Origin of the sequence: Chryseobacterium geocarposphaerae (assembly GCF_002797535.1) — a bacterium.
Taxonomy (GTDB): domain Bacteria; phylum Bacteroidota; class Bacteroidia; order Flavobacteriales; family Weeksellaceae; genus Chryseobacterium; species Chryseobacterium geocarposphaerae.
The window spans coordinates 244,469-261,304 of record NZ_PGFD01000002.1 but is presented as its reverse complement, the minus strand read 5'-3'; the positions used below and the strand labels follow the sequence as shown (position 1 = coordinate 261,304).

The 16,836-nt window shown below is 34.8% G+C and carries 18 protein-coding genes; 14 read left to right on the top strand and 4 right to left on the bottom strand.

What is annotated here, in order from left to right:
* Both CLV73_RS12760 and CLV73_RS12755 read right to left on the bottom strand, forming a co-directional pair.
* Window positions 1-921: a glycosyltransferase family 2 protein gene (locus tag CLV73_RS12760; protein WP_100377267.1), complete on the bottom strand. Its 921-nt coding sequence runs from the start codon at window positions 919-921 to the stop codon at window positions 1-3.
* Between the two features lie 41 nt (window positions 922-962).
* Window positions 963-2,276 carry a UDP-glucose dehydrogenase family protein gene (locus CLV73_RS12755; protein ID WP_100377266.1) on the bottom strand — a complete coding sequence of 438 codons (1,314 nt, stop codon included), beginning with the start codon at window positions 2,274-2,276 and terminating at the stop codon, window positions 963-965.
* A gap of 228 nt (window positions 2,277-2,504) precedes the next feature.
* On the opposite strand from CLV73_RS12755, the gene rimP reads away from it, so the two are divergent.
* From rimP to infB, 3 genes are all read left to right on the top strand, one after another.
* Window positions 2,505-2,972: a ribosome assembly cofactor RimP gene (gene rimP / locus CLV73_RS12750; protein WP_100377859.1), complete on the top strand. Its 468-nt coding sequence runs from the start codon at window positions 2,505-2,507 to the stop codon at window positions 2,970-2,972.
* Window positions 2,973-2,989: 17 nt separating this feature from the next.
* A complete protein-coding gene (gene nusA / locus CLV73_RS12745) occupies window positions 2,990-4,225 on the top strand; it encodes a transcription termination factor NusA (RefSeq protein WP_100377265.1) in 1,236 nt (411 codons plus the stop codon).
* An 80-nt stretch (window positions 4,226-4,305) separates the two neighbouring features.
* The gene (infB, locus tag CLV73_RS12740; protein WP_100377264.1) at window positions 4,306-7,293 is read left to right on the top strand and encodes a translation initiation factor IF-2; all 2,988 of its coding nucleotides are present in this window, start codon (window positions 4,306-4,308) and stop codon (window positions 7,291-7,293) included.
* Between the two features lie 123 nt (window positions 7,294-7,416).
* On the opposite strand, the gene CLV73_RS12735 is transcribed toward infB, so the two are convergent.
* Both CLV73_RS12735 and CLV73_RS12730 read right to left on the bottom strand, forming a co-directional pair.
* On the bottom strand, window positions 7,417-7,827 hold the full coding sequence (locus tag CLV73_RS12735) for an HU family DNA-binding protein (RefSeq protein WP_228424367.1): 411 nt from the start codon (window positions 7,825-7,827) through the stop codon (window positions 7,417-7,419).
* A 172-nt stretch (window positions 7,828-7,999) separates the two neighbouring features.
* Window positions 8,000-8,371, bottom strand: coding sequence for a helix-turn-helix domain-containing protein (locus CLV73_RS12730; RefSeq protein ID WP_228424365.1), 372 nt, complete (start codon window positions 8,369-8,371; stop codon window positions 8,000-8,002).
* Between the two features lie 131 nt (window positions 8,372-8,502).
* On the opposite strand from CLV73_RS12730, the gene CLV73_RS12725 reads away from it, so the two are divergent.
* The 11 genes from CLV73_RS12725 to CLV73_RS12680 all read left to right on the top strand — a co-directional run bounded on the left by CLV73_RS12725 (window position 8,503) and on the right by CLV73_RS12680 (window position 16,803).
* Window positions 8,503-10,053: a hypothetical protein gene (locus CLV73_RS12725; RefSeq protein ID WP_157798792.1), complete on the top strand. Its 1,551-nt coding sequence runs from the start codon at window positions 8,503-8,505 to the stop codon at window positions 10,051-10,053.
* Window positions 10,054-10,065: 12 nt separating this feature from the next.
* Complete coding sequence (locus tag CLV73_RS12720; protein WP_100377261.1) at window positions 10,066-10,644, top strand: DUF6705 family protein; 579 nt, start codon at window positions 10,066-10,068, stop codon at window positions 10,642-10,644.
* A 210-nt stretch (window positions 10,645-10,854) separates the two neighbouring features.
* Complete coding sequence (locus CLV73_RS12715; protein WP_100377260.1) at window positions 10,855-11,583, top strand: hypothetical protein; 729 nt, start codon at window positions 10,855-10,857, stop codon at window positions 11,581-11,583.
* 14 nt (window positions 11,584-11,597) lie between these two features.
* A complete protein-coding gene (locus CLV73_RS12710) occupies window positions 11,598-12,155 on the top strand; it encodes a DUF6705 family protein (protein WP_100377259.1) in 558 nt (185 codons plus the stop codon).
* A 7-nt stretch (window positions 12,156-12,162) separates the two neighbouring features.
* Window positions 12,163-12,729, top strand: coding sequence for a DUF6705 family protein (locus CLV73_RS12705; RefSeq protein WP_157798791.1), 567 nt, complete (start codon window positions 12,163-12,165; stop codon window positions 12,727-12,729).
* Between the two features lie 345 nt (window positions 12,730-13,074).
* Window positions 13,075-13,533 carry a hypothetical protein gene (locus tag CLV73_RS12700; RefSeq protein WP_100377257.1) on the top strand — a complete coding sequence of 153 codons (459 nt, stop codon included), beginning with the start codon at window positions 13,075-13,077 and terminating at the stop codon, window positions 13,531-13,533.
* Between the two features lie 88 nt (window positions 13,534-13,621).
* Window positions 13,622-13,762 (top strand): hypothetical protein, encoded by a 141-nt coding sequence (locus CLV73_RS18930; RefSeq protein WP_157798790.1) that lies wholly within the window; start codon window positions 13,622-13,624, stop codon window positions 13,760-13,762.
* A 12-nt stretch (window positions 13,763-13,774) separates the two neighbouring features.
* Complete coding sequence (locus CLV73_RS12695; RefSeq protein ID WP_157798789.1) at window positions 13,775-14,188, top strand: hypothetical protein; 414 nt, start codon at window positions 13,775-13,777, stop codon at window positions 14,186-14,188.
* Window positions 14,189-14,293: 105 nt separating this feature from the next.
* Window positions 14,294-15,184, top strand: coding sequence for a hypothetical protein (locus tag CLV73_RS12690; protein WP_100377255.1), 891 nt, complete (start codon window positions 14,294-14,296; stop codon window positions 15,182-15,184).
* Between the two features lie 35 nt (window positions 15,185-15,219).
* A complete protein-coding gene (locus tag CLV73_RS12685) occupies window positions 15,220-15,765 on the top strand; it encodes a DUF6705 family protein (RefSeq protein WP_317044630.1) in 546 nt (181 codons plus the stop codon).
* Window positions 15,766-16,041: 276 nt separating this feature from the next.
* On the top strand, window positions 16,042-16,803 hold the full coding sequence (locus CLV73_RS12680; protein WP_157798788.1) for a hypothetical protein: 762 nt from the start codon (window positions 16,042-16,044) through the stop codon (window positions 16,801-16,803).
* Window positions 16,804-16,836 lie beyond the last annotated feature (33 nt).

Below are 16,836 nucleotides of genomic sequence, written 5' to 3'. Positions count from 1 at the left end.
TTAGTTGGTGTTATTATACCGCACTTTGAAATTCTTTTTATCAATAATACTGATGTTATCCAAAATCAGCCCGGTGGCAAGAGAAAGTATGGAAACGATAATAAGCATGATTGAAAAAATTAACGTAGGAACCTTATAAACATATTGATATTCAAAATACTCCCTGATCGGAATAATCATAAAAAGAATTCCTAAAACAAAAAGAATAATAGAAACCATTCCAAAAAATAAAAGTGGTTTATAAAGTCTTACAAGATTGAAAAAAAGCTTGATGACTTTAAACCCGTCAGTAAATGTATTCAGCTTTGAAACACTTCCTTCTGGTCTGTCACGATAATTGATGGAATACTCTTCAATGGTAAGTCCATAATGTAGGGCATAGATGGAAAGATCGGTTTCCAGCTCAAATCCTTTAATGGAACTTGCGTAATTTTTGACAAATTTTCTTGAGAAAATCCTGTAACCGGAAAGAATATCCCTCAATTCGGAACCGAAGAAAATGTTGATGAGGTTTCGCACTAAATTATTTCCGAAGTTATGAAAAGCTCTTTTGTTTTCTTTTTTATAACTCTTGTTGGAAAGCCGGTCTCCGACAAGCATGTCGCATTTGTTTTCAATAAACTGATTGACCATATCACGAATGCATTCCACAGGATAGGTATCATCACCATCTATCATAATATAAAGATCGGCATCAATTTCCCTGAACATTCTGAAAACAACATTTGCCTTTCCTTGTTTTTTCTCATTTCCAACAATAGCACCTGCTTTTGTAGCAATTTCTACAGTGGCGTCCTTTGAATTGTTGTCGTAAACAAATATTTCGGCTTCCGGAATATAATGCTGAAAGTCCTTAACCACTTTTTCAATGGTTAAAGCTTCATTGTAGCAGGGAACAAGAACTGCTATTTTAGGATTCATTTGTGTTGGTTTATTGGTTAAAGTTGCTGTAAGATTAACGACTAAGGTTTTATCGTTTTTCTTCCTATACTTTTATAATAAAATCCATTCTGTGCAGGAACCTCCAATGGATACATATTTCTTCCGTCGAAAATAATCTTATTTTTCATTTTCTCACCCATCAGTTTAAAATTGGGGTTTTTAAACTCCGGCCATTCTGTCGCAATGAATAATGCATCTGCATTTTCAAGCGCTTCGTACATGGTTTTTGCATATTCAATTTTATTGCCCAGTACTTTCTGTACATTTTTTTCAGCGATAGAATCGTAGGCAACAATTTTTGCCCCCTTTTTTAGTAATAATTCAATATTGTCTAACGAAGAAGCTTCTCTGATGTCATCTGTATTCGCTTTAAAAGCAAGACCCCATAAAGCAATGGTTTTGCCCTCAATATTTCCGCCAAAATATTTTTCGATCTCGGAAACTAAAATTACTTTCTGTGAAATGTTAACATTTTCTGTCGCTTCAAGAATCTGAAAGTTAAAATCCTCTTCCTTTCCGGATTTAATTAATGCTTTTACATCTTTCGGAAAACAGCTGCCTCCGTATCCGATTCCAGGGAATAGGAATCTGTGCCCAATTCTGTCATCACTTCCCATTCCGAGACGAACTTTATCAACATCGGCACCTACTTTTTCACAATAATTAGCAATTTCATTCATAAAAGTAATTTTTACTGCTAAAAATGAATTCGCTGCGTATTTTGTAAGTTCAGATGATTTTTCATCCATGAATATAATTGGAATTCCGGTGTTGGTAAAGGGCTGGTAAATTTTTGCCATGATTTCTTTAGCCTTTTCCGAGCTGGATCCCACGACTACTCTGGCAGGATTCATCGAATCTTCAACAGCAAAGCCTTCACGTAAAAATTCAGGATTAGAAACAACATCAAAAGGAAGATTGGTTTTTGAGGCAATAACATTTCTTACTCTATCTGCAGTTCCTACAGGAACCGTACTTTTATTTACAATTACTTTGTATTCGGTCATCATCTCGCCGATAGAATTGGCAACCTGTAATACGTAAGACAGGTCTGCAGAGCCGTCTCCGCCGGGAGGAGTAGGTAAAGCAAGATAAATGACTTCACTTTTATCTAAAGCCTCTTTTAAATCGGTCGTGAAAAACAGACGTTCTGCCTGTATATTTCTAAGGAACATTTCCTCAAGGTTCGGTTCATAGATGGGAACGATACCGTTTTTCATTCCCTCCACTTTTTTTTCATCAATATCAACACAGTAAACCGAATTTCCCAATTCTGCAAGTGTAGTTCCTGTTACCAGACCTACATATCCTGTTCCTACTATTGTAATATTCAAAGTATATGTTTTTAATAATTCAGGACAAAAATACTAAAAATACTTTCACAGTTTCCGATAATTACGATTTGCTTTTTGGTTCGTTAGTGAGAAAACTTATCCATCTGATTACTAGACTAATTTGTATTTTTAGTAAAAATGTCTTATATTTGCAGAAGATTTACGGAAAAAACAATGGGAAGGCTTCTAACGAAAGCCTTTTTTCGTACAGTAAATCATAAAAATGTTATGGAGTTTAGAAAAAGAATTGAAGAATTATTAAACAATTTCCTTGAAACCAGAAAGGATTTGTTTCTGATAGATTTAAAAATTTCTGCAGGAGATGATATTACGGTGATTTTAGATGGGGATAATGGAGTTTCTCTTCAGGATTGCCTGGATGCAAGCCGCGCCATAGAATTTAATATGGATCGTGAGGAACACGACTTTAGCTTGCAGGTAATGTCTGCTGGTTTGAGCGAGCCGTTGGTGACACCACGACAATTCACAAAAAATATCGGAAGAGAGATTGAAGTATTATTAAATGACTCTTCTAAAATTGAAGGTGAGCTGGCAAAAGTAGATGAAGAAAAAATCACTTTGGTGTTGCGTTACCGTAAACCGAAAGATATTGGTAAAGGAAAGGTAGATGTAGAGGAGGAAAAAGAAATTCCTTACTCTGAGATTAAAAAAGCTTTAGTAGTAATTAAATTTTAAATAAGAAAAAAAGATAAATGGATAATATAGCGTTGATTGAATCCTTTGGTGATTTTAAAGACGAAAAAGGGATCAGTAAGATCGATCTGATGGCAATTATTGAAGATTCTCTTAAGACTCTTTTGAGAAAAAGATATGATTCTGATGATCATTTTGATGTGATTGTAAACCCTGATAAAGGAGATTTTCAGATATTTTTGAACAAAACAATTGTTGAAGACGAAATGTCTGAAGATGATGATCTTGAAATCGAGATCTCTGAGGCAAAGAAAATTGACCCTACTTTTGAAGTAGGTGAAGATTTTACGATGGAAATTCCTGTAGCACAGTTGGGAAGAAGAAATATTCTTACCCTAAAGCAGATTTTGGCAACAAAACTTCAGGAGCACAACAATGCAATGCTTTATGAGCAATTCAGAGATAAGATTGGAGAGATTGTGGTAGGAGAGATTCACCACATCCGTCACAAGCACGTAATTCTTTTGGATGATGAAGGAAATGAGTTTATCCTTCCTAAAGAAAATCAAATCCCTTCTGATTTCTTTAAAAAAGGTGAAAATATCAGAGCTATTGTAGAAACAGTAGATTTTAAAGGGTCAAAACCGCAGATTATTATTTCCAGAACTGCACCAAAATTCCTAGAGAAATTATTGGAGCTGGAAATTCCTGAAATCCAGGACGGAACCATTATGCTGAAAAAAGTAGTGAGAATTCCTGGAGAAAAGGCGAAAATTGCAGTGGATGCTTATGATGACAGAATCGATCCGGTAGGAGCATGTGTGGGTGTGAAAGGATCAAGAATTCATGGGGTTGTAAGAGAGTTGAAAAATGAGAACATCGATGTAATCCAGTGGTCTAAAAACCCTGAGATTTTGGTGAAAAGAGCTTTAGGAAATGTTACCATCAATAAAATTGACATCAATGAGGAGGCAAATTATGCATTAGTTTATACTCCTGTTGAAGAGATTTCTAAAGTAATTGGAAAACAAGGTCAGAATATCAGACTGGCTTCTTGGTTGTCAGGATACGAAATCGATGTATACAGAGAGTCTAGTGAAGATGACGATGTTGAATTGAAAGAATTTAATGACGATATCGAGCAGTGGATTTTGGATGAATTTAAGAAAGTAGGTCTTACAACTGCTAAATCGGTGTTGGATAAAGATACTGAGAGTCTTCTGAATATGGTAGATCTTGAAGAAGAAACAATTGAAGATGTGAAGCGTATTCTTAGAGAAGAATTCGAAGATTAAGATTTTGTAAATAAATTTTAATAAACAGTAAAAAAGAAATACTTTAATTTTAAGAATTAAAAAAACAGTAAAAATAATAAATGCCAAAAATTAGATTAAATAAAGCGGTTAAGGAATTCAACATTTCGATGTCCAGATTAGTAGAGTTTTTACAATCAAAGGGTATTGAAGTTGAAAGCAATCCTAACGCTCAATTGGAAGAAGCGGCATATTCTGCATTGGAGGCTGAGTTTGCCAAAGACGGTGAACAGCGTAAGGCTTCCCATGAGGTGGTGATCACTAAAGTTCCGGAAGAGAAGCTGGAAATTGAAGAGAAGAAAACCCCTGAAGTAATAAGAGCTAAAGCTAACAAACCAGAAACTAAAATTTTAGGTAAAATAGATCTAGAGCCTACGAAACCTGAAGTGGAAGAAGCTCCGGTTGCTCCTATAGCAACAGTGGAAGAAAAGAAACAAGAAGCTGTTGTTGAAGAGCCGGAAGTAAAAGCTGCTCCTGAAAAACAAGAGTTTAAAGTTTTAGATAAAATCGATTTATCACAAATTGAATCTAGAAACAGACCGGTAAAAAAAGATAAGCTAAAAGTGGAGGAGAAAAAAGTAGAAGAAAAAGCTGTTGAAGAAAAACCGGTTGCAGAGGTGAAGGAAACTCCTAAGCCTGTTGTAAAAGAAGCTCCGAAAAAAGTTGTTGAGGTGAAAGAAGAACCGAAAGCAGCTGAAGAAGAAAATCAGGAGCCTCAAAAAATTGAAACGGTTTACCAAAAACTGGACGGACCTAAAATTGTTGGTGAAAAAATCGACTTAACTCAATTTGCGCCAAAAACAGGTCCTGGAGCTAAAAAGAAAAGAAAAAGAATTGAGAAACCTGGCGGGAATAATAATAACCAGCAAGGTGGTAACAATCAGCAAGGCGGTAATAATAACAACCAGGGAGGAAGTCAAGGAAACCGCCCTCATGGGAATAATAATCAAGGAAACCGTCCTCAAGGGCAAGGTGGTCAGGGAAATCGTCCACAAGGTCAGGGAGGTCAGGGTGGAAACCGCTTTGGAAACAATAATCAAGGAAACCGTCCGCAAGGTCAAGGAGGACAGGGTGGAAACAGAGGAGGATTTAACAGAGGAGGGCAAAACAACAGACCTGGTCAAAGAACTATGCCTGTTGAATTGACAGATGAACAAGTTAAAAACCAAATCAAGGAAACTCTTGAAAAGCTAACCAATAAAGGAGGGAAATCTAAATCTGCTAAACACAGAAAAGATAAAAGAAACTTCCGTAGAGAACAGGATGAGCGTCAGCAAGAGCTTGATGCACAAGACAGAACATTAAAAGTTACGGAATTCATCACGGTTGGTGAATTGGCGAGCTTAATGAATGTTTCTCCGACAGAAGTAATTTCTGCTTGTTTCTCTTTAGGCGTTATGGTTACCATGAACCAGAGACTTGAAGCTGATACCTTATTATTGGTAGCAGATGAATTTGGATATAAAATTGAATTCTCAGATGCGGATCTTGAAGATACAGACTCAGAGGAAGATGTTGATACTGAAGAAAGCTTATTGCCTAGAGCACCTATTGTTACGGTAATGGGACACGTTGACCACGGTAAGACTTCGTTACTTGACTACATCAGAAAAACCAACGTGATTGCAGGTGAATCCGGAGGTATCACTCAGCACATCGGAGCGTACAATGTGAAACTGGAGAACGGACAAAGAATTACATTCTTAGATACTCCTGGTCACGAAGCCTTTACGGCGATGAGAGCTAGAGGGGCACAGGTTACAGATATTGCAATTATCGTAATTGCTGCCGATGATGATGTGATGCCTCAGACTAAAGAAGCGATTTCTCACGCACAGGCTGCAGGTGTTCCGATGATTATTGCAATCAACAAAGTTGATAAGCCTAATGCAAATCCGGACAATATCCGTCAGCAACTTTCAGGGATGAATATCTTAGTGGAAGAATGGGGAGGAAATGTTCAGGCTCAGGAAATTTCTGCTAAATTCGGTAACAATGTAGATATATTACTGGAAAAAGTTTTACTTCAGGCTGAAATGCTAGAATTGAAAGCTAATCCGGATCGTGCTGCCAACGGAGTTGTTATTGAAGCTTCATTGGATAAAGGAAGAGGGTATGTTGCAACAATGTTGGTTCAAACCGGAACATTAAGAGTAGGAGATTATGTTGTGGCAGGAAAAAATCATGGTAAGGTAAAAGCTTTGCTTGATGAAAGAGGGAAAAATCTTGCGGAAGCAGGTCCTTCTATTCCGGCAACCATTTTAGGATTGGACGGAGCTCCAACAGCGGGTGATAAATTCCGTGTTTACGCTGATGAAAGTGAAGGTAAAGCAATCGCAAATAAGAGAGAACAGCTTCAGAGAGAACTTTCGATCAGAACGAAGAAGCATACTACACTTGAAGAATTGGGTAGACGTATTGCTTTAGGTGAATTTAAAGAATTGAATATTATCCTTAAAGGAGACGTGGATGGTTCTGTAGAAGCCCTTTCTGATCAGTTGCAAAGACTTTCAACAGAAGAAATCAGCGTGAATATCCTTCACTCAGGTGTTGGACAGATCACGGAATCTGATATCAACTTAGCTGCTGCATCAGATGCGATCATCATCGGATTTAACGTAAGAGCGGGTGCAAATGCTAAAGAGCTTGCAGATCGTGAAGAAATTGAAATCAGAACATATTCTGTAATCTATAAAGCGATCGATGAAGTAAAAGAAGCGATGGAAGGAATGCTTTCTCCTGAAATTCAGGAGCAGGTAATCGGTAATGTTGAAATCCGTGAGGTATTCAAGATTTCTAAAGTGGGAACTATTGCAGGATGTATGGTTCTTACAGGAAAAGTTACCAGAAATTCTAAAGTTCGTTTATTGAGAGATGGTATCGTGAAGTTTGACGGAGAGCTGGAAAGTTTGAAACGTTTCAAAGATGACGTAAAAGAAGTGACCAAAGGATACGAATGTGGATTGAACCTGAAAGGATATAATGATATTGAACAAGGGGATATTCTTGAGGTGTATGAAGAGGTTGCAGTGAAGAAAAAATTGAAATAATTTAATTTATATATAAGCTCCGCCCGCATCAAAGATGCGGGCGGAGTTTTTTATATCCAGAGTGATTGTTGCCTGGCCGTTGCCGGCATTCATTTTATTCCGTATAAACAGAATATTTAAAGTTTATTCCTTCTTTTTATAAGTGGCTAGCTTCAGTGCATCTTTGATCATTTTCCCTGGTCGGAAAATGGTTTTTACGCTTTTAATGCTTGATGCGCTCACTTCGTCAGGGGTGTCCTTTCCTTCACTGGAGCCTCCTGCCTGTAAGGTGAAATATTCACCTACGTAGACGATCTTTCCGTCGGCTACATCATCGGCTATTTTAGAAAATGTGCTTTCGAGTACGGCGAGGATGTCGGCTTTTGATACGGTGGAAACGGTAGCTGCGTATTTGGCAAGATCTGCAAGAGTGGTTTTTCCTTCACCTACGATATTGGCATAATATTTAAGGGGATTGTCGGGTTGCTGTGGGTTCTTCTTGGGAACCACATTGAATGTGATAGGCATTTTTTTTTCGGTATTTGTGTTAAACAATATTTTATTACAGAACTAAATTATAAAAAAATATTGATAAGAAAACAATAAAAAAAGACCTTTATGGGAGCCTGTTTCTGCAGTTATAAAAAACGTACGTACGTTTTGCTAAAAAAATACGGACGCTTTAAGTAAAAGATACGGACGTTTTCTCTGGAACGTCCGTATCTTTTTATTCCCTTATCCTTTTCAATTCTTCTTTTAGCTCCTGTATCTGATCTTTCAGCTCTTTAATACGCTCCTCATATTGCTCAACCAGCTTTTCAGGAAATTGATTTTGATATATAAAACCGCTATGATCACCGTTTGTACTATTAATTGTAATATTATCTCCACTTAAAAAGTCAAGTACGCTTACTTCCAGGGCTTTAGCAATTTCTTCTACCTGCTGAAAATCGGGTTTGCTTTTGTCGTTTTCAAAATTGGAGTATGTTTTCTGCGAAACATTCAGCATCTCAGCAAGATATTCCTGCGTAAAATTTTTGCCGATTCTCGCTTTCTTCAGTTTATCACCTAATGTCATGGCGTGCTGTATTTTTTCCAAAAGTACATATTTTTTCTTTTAGTAAAATAATACGGAAACCAGTAATTTTCTTCCGTCTGTTCTTCCAATATTTGTCACATATTTGTAGAGTAATAAATTTTTTATATTTTTAACCTTAAAGACACAATAGAATGAGGAACAAATTACTGGTGCGGCTTTGCCTGAACCTTATGGCAATTTTTATGATCTGCTCCTGCAGGACAGACCAGTTCTCCGAAAATGAAACGTATAGCGACAGTCCCACATTTCATCTTACCACAAAAAGGATTTCATTGGATGCCAGTAAGCACAAAACTAAGATCTTACTTGAGCTGGAAAAGGCGAAGGCAGGAATCAGGGCGTTTTCTAAAGTAAATGTAAACGGAAAGATCATTAATTACGGAAACGGGGTTTCCATAGATACCGATGATGTCATTTATATTGAGAACGGACCCAATTACCACACCTATACTTTCCACATCAAAAGAGATGATGCACCCGAAGATGCCCCTTTGGAAAACCTTCTGTTATCTCCGCTTCCTGATGGCAGCTACAGAGAATTGCTGATTACTTATACCCTTACTTCCACTGAAAAAGAACGGCTGAAAGCAGGTTTAATGGTTGATACAAAAGGAAAAACCCAGGTAACGGAACTGGTAAACGGAACATTTAACGGCAGCGGTCAATTGGCAAGACTGGTATGCTCCACAAAAACAGAATCGTATTGGGCTCCCTGTAGCGGAACCCAGCAGCACAACGGTTCCAATTATGAAAGCTGCCCTATCTATAACGGGCTGGAGCAAGGTACTCCTCCTATATTATATACTATTGTCACCACGACCTGCCTGGAACAAAATGATGATATCATTACTCCTATTGATCCGGGAACCGGAGGAGGAGGCGGTGGAAGCACGGGAGGAGGAGAAAATCCTTATGATCCGCCTTGTGATACTTCTATAATCCCGAGTAATCCTGAATCTGGTTTTACCGATGAAAACGGCTGTCCTATTGGTTTGCCGAGTCTGCCAAACTTGCCTCCTAAAAATGATTTGTGTGAACAGATTAAATTGCAAAGAGCTGATATCGAGTTCAAAAACAAGATTACAGATTTAGAAGGCAAAACCAATCTTAAAAAAGAAACAGGTTATATCCAAAAATGGAGTGGTGATTATATTTATAAAGATAATGCAGGTGCAACTAATAATGCTAACACACTTAGTTTACCAAGTGTGGCAACAAATACTTATATCAAAGGATTTATCCATACCCATGTTAATAATTATAAATTTTTAGACGCTCAAGGCTATGAAACAGATATGAATGGTATTAAAATGTTTTCGCCGGCTGATATAGCATATTTTATGGACTTAGTGAAAAATGCCCAAACTACGGGACAACCATTGAACAATGTATATGGAGTAATGGTTTCCAGTCTTGGAAATTATCAGATTCGTTTTACAGGAAATCAATACCAGATAAAAACTTTTACTGACGCCCAAAAAGAAGCATATAAAAATCCTTTTATTGATTTTATTTCTAAAAATAAAAAAATGAGTTTAGAATTGAAATTTCTTAAATTTATTGATGAATATATGAACTTAAAGGGTATAACATTGTATAAAATGAATTCTGATGGAACCACAACAGAAATCAGATTAAATGATGATAAAACCGATAAAATTGATACAAATTGTCCGCAGTAAATAACAACTATTATGAAAAATGTATTTTTAATTCTTATTATATTTTTATTTCCAATGATTTCTTGTAAATCTCAGATTATTTCTTTGGAACAAGCTGTAATCTATGAGCAGCAAACAGGCAGTATTCCTCAAAGTACAACCTATATAAAAGATGTCAATAATTCATTAAATAAATATATAGGAATATGGAAGGGAGATTTGAATGGAAAAACTTATGAATTTAACTTCATTAAAAAAGAAAATGTAGGAGGATTTGATGTTAATTGGGATTTTTTAGTAGGAAGATTAAAGGTATCAGATTCTAATGGGAATATAACTTATGATACCTCTAATGAGCAAGATGATCTAAAAACTAAGTTTAAAGGAATTAATTTCCAGTCTGACTTAAAAGCTTATAAAATGTATTTTGTGGGCAACAGTGTAGGTTGTGCAGAATATGGATACGTTTATTTAAGAATACAGCCTTCGACACCTTTGCAAATGACTATTCTGATGCTTCCTGATAATGATATTGTCGAAGAAGGAAAATGTCCTATAAATTTTCAACCTACAATTCCTTATGAACAACTTATTCATTTAGTAAAACAGTAAAATAAACGTTTTTCCGAGGTTATTATTCAATTTCTATAACTACTGAAGCTGCTCGATTTACAACGAGGGTGCGCATGTACATTGCTATATCATTGTAATCACAATGTATTTAGAAATCAATGACGATATCATGATCCGGGAAGCGGAGGAGGCGGTGGTGGAAGCACGGGAGGAGGAGAAAATCCTCATGACCCACCTTGTGATACTTCTATGATCCCGAGTAACCCAGAATCTGGCTTTACCGATGAAAACGGCTGTCCTATCGGTACACCTACCATTCCGAATTTACCGAATCCTAAAAACAATCCGTGTGAGAAGATAAAGAATATTACAAATAACACTACAGGGTTAAAAGATAAAATTGATAATCTTAATACTGATGAAAATCTAGCATTAAATTACGAAAAAGGAGCACTTATTGAAGACAATGGGCAAGGACAAAGCCAGTTAATTCCGAAAGACGGAAGTCCCGGAAACACCTATATTAATGTTCCCGTCTCAGAAACGGGTGAAACTACAGGGTTTTTACACACTCACTTTGAAGGCTCGGATATGCTTCCAGTATTCAGCTTTGATGATCTGAAAACTTTTGCCGCCATTTATCAATGGAGGTCATATAATGGCAAATCTTTAGACAAGCTGACGATGATGGTAATCTCCAAAGCAGGAGTTTTTGCAATGGTAGTGGAAGATCCAAACTTATTTCTGACTCAAACCTATAAAATATGGGGTGAGGAAGAAGAAGAATTATATAATAAATTTTATGGGGATCTTAAGAAAAAAGGAAATATTGTTTATGATGATGTCATTAAGCAAGTTTCAAAAGCATTACCCACTCACGGCATAGGTCTTTATAAGGCAAATAAGGACCTAGGCAGTTGGAGTAGGCTTACTTATAATTCCATTACAGATATGGTAAATACAATTCCGTGTAATTAATTAAATTTGAAACTATGAAAAATCTTATTATACTCTTATTTTTATTTGTTATGATTTCCTGTAAATCACAATCGCCTATTTATACTTTAGGAGAAAGTCCTACAAATCTTCCGAATAATGCTTATATAAAAGATACAAACAATATCTTGAATAAATTTTCAGGTACTTGGAAGTATGAGAATAATGGAAAAACCTTTACTATAACCCTTCAAAAATATAAAGCTGATCTGAATGGATACTACAAAGATATGTTAAAAGGGTACTACATATATACAAATGGTTCTTTAACGATTGTTGATACAAGTAATTACCCTATTAATAAATCAAAAATATCAGGAGCTTGGTTGTGGGAAAATAATCTAGATAAAGTAAGTTCGCTTTTTTATGACCCAGAAAGACCAAGAGTTTCCTGTGAAGTTGACCTAACATACTCTAACCAAGGTGGAGTTGAGAAACTTCATTGGGAATTAAAAGTGAAAGGTATTGTACCAGCACAAGGTATTCCAGGTATGTCTTTAAACCCCGCTACTGACATTAGAGTACCAACAGATATTGAGTTAATAAAACAATAATGATAAGATGAAAAATCTTATTATACTCTTATTTTTATTTGTTATGATTTCCTGCAAATCACAATCTCCTATTTACACTTTAGGGCAAAGCCCTGTCAATAGTCCCGAAAACAGTTATCTAAAAGACACCGATAATGTTTTAAATAAATTTGTAGGAACATGGACATATAATAAAAACGGAAAAATATTTACCATTATACTCAATAAAGCAGAAATGGTAAAAATTATAGATTATTATGTTGATGAATTACAAGGTAATTATATTTATACTATAAATGGAAATACTGTTGTAAATACCAATACATCTAATTTTACTGGGAAAAAATCAAGAATTTTTGGATTTACTTTGTGGGAAGGGAATACAAATAAAGTAACATTATATTTTAAAGACCCAGAAAGACCAAGGATTCATAGTAAAATTATTCTGACTTACTCTAATCAAAACGGTATTGAGAAACTTCATTGGGATTTAAAAGTAACCGGTATTGTACCAGCACAAGGTATTCCAGGTATGTCTTTAAATCCTGCTACTGATGTTAGAGTACCAACAGATATTGAGTTAATAAAACAATAATGATAAGATGAAAAATCTTATTATCACTTTTATTTGTTATGATTTCGTGTAAATTACAATCGTCTATTTATGTTTTAGGAAGTAATATCTCAATAATTCCTATCCATTGTAACCACGACCTGCCTGGAACAAAATGATGACATCATTACTCCTATTGATCCGGGAACAGGTGGAGGTAGTGGTGGAAGCACGGGAGGAGGAGAAAATCCTCATGATCCGCCTTGTGATACTTCTATAATCCCGAGTAATCCGGAATCTGGTTTTACCGATGAAAACGGCTGTCTTATCGGGACACCTACCATTCCGAATTTACCTGATCCAAAAGTTAAACCTTGTGATAAAATTTTGGAGAATAATATAAAGGCAAAGGAATTTCTTTCTAAGACTAAAGCAAATGATAGGATTGTTGAAGTTAAAACGGGAATCGCAACCAATGTAAATGAAAAATCTTTTTCTCTTGGCATAGATGTAAATGGAATAGAGCAGGTAACTCCTATATTTGAAGACTTTTCCGGTACACAAACAAATATTGTGGCAAAAAGTTCTTATTTTACAGTAAAAGCAGGAGTACATACTCATAGTCCGGGAGGTGCGGCTCCTCCTTCTGCGACTGATATTTATTCTTTCATGAAAGCTAACGATACCAATAGCGAATTTACTTTATATTATACAATAAGCTATGATGGAAATGATTATGTTTATAGCATTATAGATCAAATCAATTCAAAAGTTTTGCTACTACTTATCCCGAAAATGAATATACTGATAATCAATATGGAAGTTGGGTATATGGAAATGTTATAGGAGATAGCTTTTATGATGTTTCTGATTATTTTAAGAAGAAGATGGGAAATCCAAAAATGAATCATTTGAATTGGCAATGGCATATATCTTGAAAAAGTATAACTCAGGAGTAGGATTAAGCAAAAAAGATCCTAACGGAGACTTTAAGCCTATATTTGTGGAAGAACAACAAGATTCAAACAATCCAAAAAAGAAAATTTATAATAGAACGGAAAACTGTAACCTTTAAATAAAATGAAAAATGAAAACACTATATAAAATATTTTTTTGCTCATTTTTTTTGATAAGCTTGGAAATCTCTGCCCAGTTGGACACTTTGAATTATTTAAAACAATTTGAGGCTAATAAAGTTGAGTATATTAATCAACCATTTTCCAAACTATTAAATAATATGGTACAAATACAACCAAAGTCTGTGTGGGGAGGAATGAGTTTTAAAAATAAAAGTATAATACCTTTTTCAAGATTTAAATTCTGCGAAATGGATGAATCATTTTCGAGTAATATAATATTAGTTATTGTATGGCAAACTCCTTTACCTGTGTCAGAGACGGATTATTATGAGAATAAAAACGGTTTCTTTTTTACTAATGATGAGAAAAATTATTATGGTAATAAAATAGTGAAGGATATAAAGGTCTATCGTTCACATTAGAATAATTTGGCTACAATATCGATGGTGTAACGGAACCCAACGGCGTAACACGGTTATGAAAGCTGTCCTATCTATAACGGGCTGGAGCAAGGAACGCCTCCTATATTGTATACCATTGTCACTACGACCTGTCTGGAACAAAATGATGACATCATTACTCCTATTGATCCGGGAACCGGAGGAGGAGGCGGTGGAAGCACGGGAGGAGGAGAAAATCCTTATGATCCGCCTTGTGATACTTCTATAATCCCGAGTAATCCTGAATCTGGCTTTACCGATGAAAACGGCTGTCCTATCGGTTTGCCGAGTCTGCCAAACTTGCCCCCTAAAAATGATTTGTGTGAACAGATTAAATTGCAAAGAGCTGATATCGAGTTCAAAAACAAGATTACAGATTTAGAAGGCAAAACCAATCTTAAAAAAGAAACAGGTTACATCCAAAAATGGAGTGGTGATTATATTTATAAAGATAATGCAGGTGCAACTAATAATGCTAACACACTTAGTTTACCAAATGTGGAGACAAATACTTACATCAAAGGATTTATCCATACCCATGTTAATAATTATAAATTTCTTGACGCCCAAGGCTATGAAAGAGATAAGAATGGTATTAAAATGTTTTCCCCGGCTGATATAGCATATTTTATGGACTTAGTGAAAAATGCTCAAACTACAGGACAACCATTGAACAATGTATATGGAGTAATGGTTTCCAGTCTAGGAAATTATCAGATTCGTTTTACAGGAAATCAATATCAGATAAAAACTTTTACTGACGCTCAAACAGAAACATACAAAGATCTTTTTGTTGATTTTATGAAATATCGCAACGAAAATGTAAAGGCAAGAGAGTTTGGATTTCTTAAATTTATAGACGAAAAAATGAATTTGAAAGGAATATCTTTATACAGAACTAATACTAATGGAACAACTACAGAAATAAAATTAAATGCAACTAAAACAGATACTGATGAAATCAACTGCCCGAACTAATATATTTATTCTGAAATATTATTTATTGACTATTTATTTTATTTACAGTTTCTTGTAAATCTCAAACAGTTTCTTTAGAAACCGCAGCCCAATGCATGCAGGAAAATCCTCCTTTTCCTTGCCCAAATTTTACCTATGTAAAAGATATAAATAATTCTCTTAACAAATATGTAGGAACTTGGCAAGGAAACTTAAATGGAAAAAACTATGAGTTTAAATTTATTAAAAAAGAAAATGTAGGTAAGGATATTAAAGATGATAGATTAATCGGAAGACTTAGAATCACAGATTCTAATGGAAATATTATTTATAATAGTTTTGCAGAAGCAGATGATGATAAAACTCATTTTTTTGGAACAAATTTTCAACCAGACTTAAAGGCATATATAGTATATTTCCATGGTCCAAGTATAGGGTGTGCAGAATATGGAGACGTCTATTTAAGAATACAGCCTACAACACCCGATCAAATGACTATTATAATGATTCCAGATAATGATACTACAATAGAAGGAAAATGTCCTATAAATTTTCAACCTACGATTCCTTATGAACAACTCATTCATTTAGTAAAACAGTAAATAAACGTCTTTCCGAGGTTATTATTTAATTTCTATAACTACTGAAGCTGCTTGATTTACAATGAGAGTAGCAGGTACACTGCTATATATTGTAATCACAATGTGTTTAGAAATCAATGACGTATCATGATCAGGGAACATGAGGCGGCGGCGGTGGAAGCACGGGAGGAGGAGAAAATCCTAATACTCTGTATATAATCTCAGGAACTATTACCTCAATTATTTAGTAATTCTTCTTCTAAAGATGTAAAATCGAAAAAAACATAAATTTTATAAATGAAAATATTATATAAAATACTCCTTTGTATGCTTGTATTAGTACACCTAAAGGTATTGGCTCAACTAGATACTCTCAATTACATAAAGCAATTTGAGATGAATAAAAACCTCTATCTCAATCAGCCTTTTTCTAAATTATTACATGAAATGAATCAATTACCGCCGAAAATTCTTTATACTCAAAGAAGTGGCTGTAATTATGCTACGCAATTCTATTTTTCTGGATCAATTAAAAGTAATTATAAAATTACCATAATATGGGATAATATTAGCTTTTATAAGAATGAGGTGATTAATAGGCTAAATGAATTATATGAGCTTAATAATGATGTTTCAAAAGAATATCAAAAATATTACATAAAGTCTCTAAAAGCAGAAAACAATGGAGAGTTTTTTGTAACACACTTCAGATCTAAGTTGATTGATGAGGATACAGAACCTTATATTTATATTTTACAAAATCTTAATAAAACAATTTTTGTAAATAAATCCTTTTCTGATTTTTATTGCTGGTTGAGACCTCTTAAAATTATAAAGTCTAAAAATATTTCTACTTCTAAAGGTTATGTTTCAAAAACAGTTTTCCTAATAATAAATCCTTATGACAAGAGAAAGAAAGTTAAACTTTTAATTGAGTGGGATTTATCATTCTTAAAAAAAGAAATAAAAAAGCTTGGTAAAAGTTTCAATAATAAGAAGCGCAATGTATATATCAGCAAAATAATAAAAAATATAGAAGTGCTAAACCCTGAAAATTAAAAAAGCTGCCTCATTAATTGGGCAGCTTTTTAT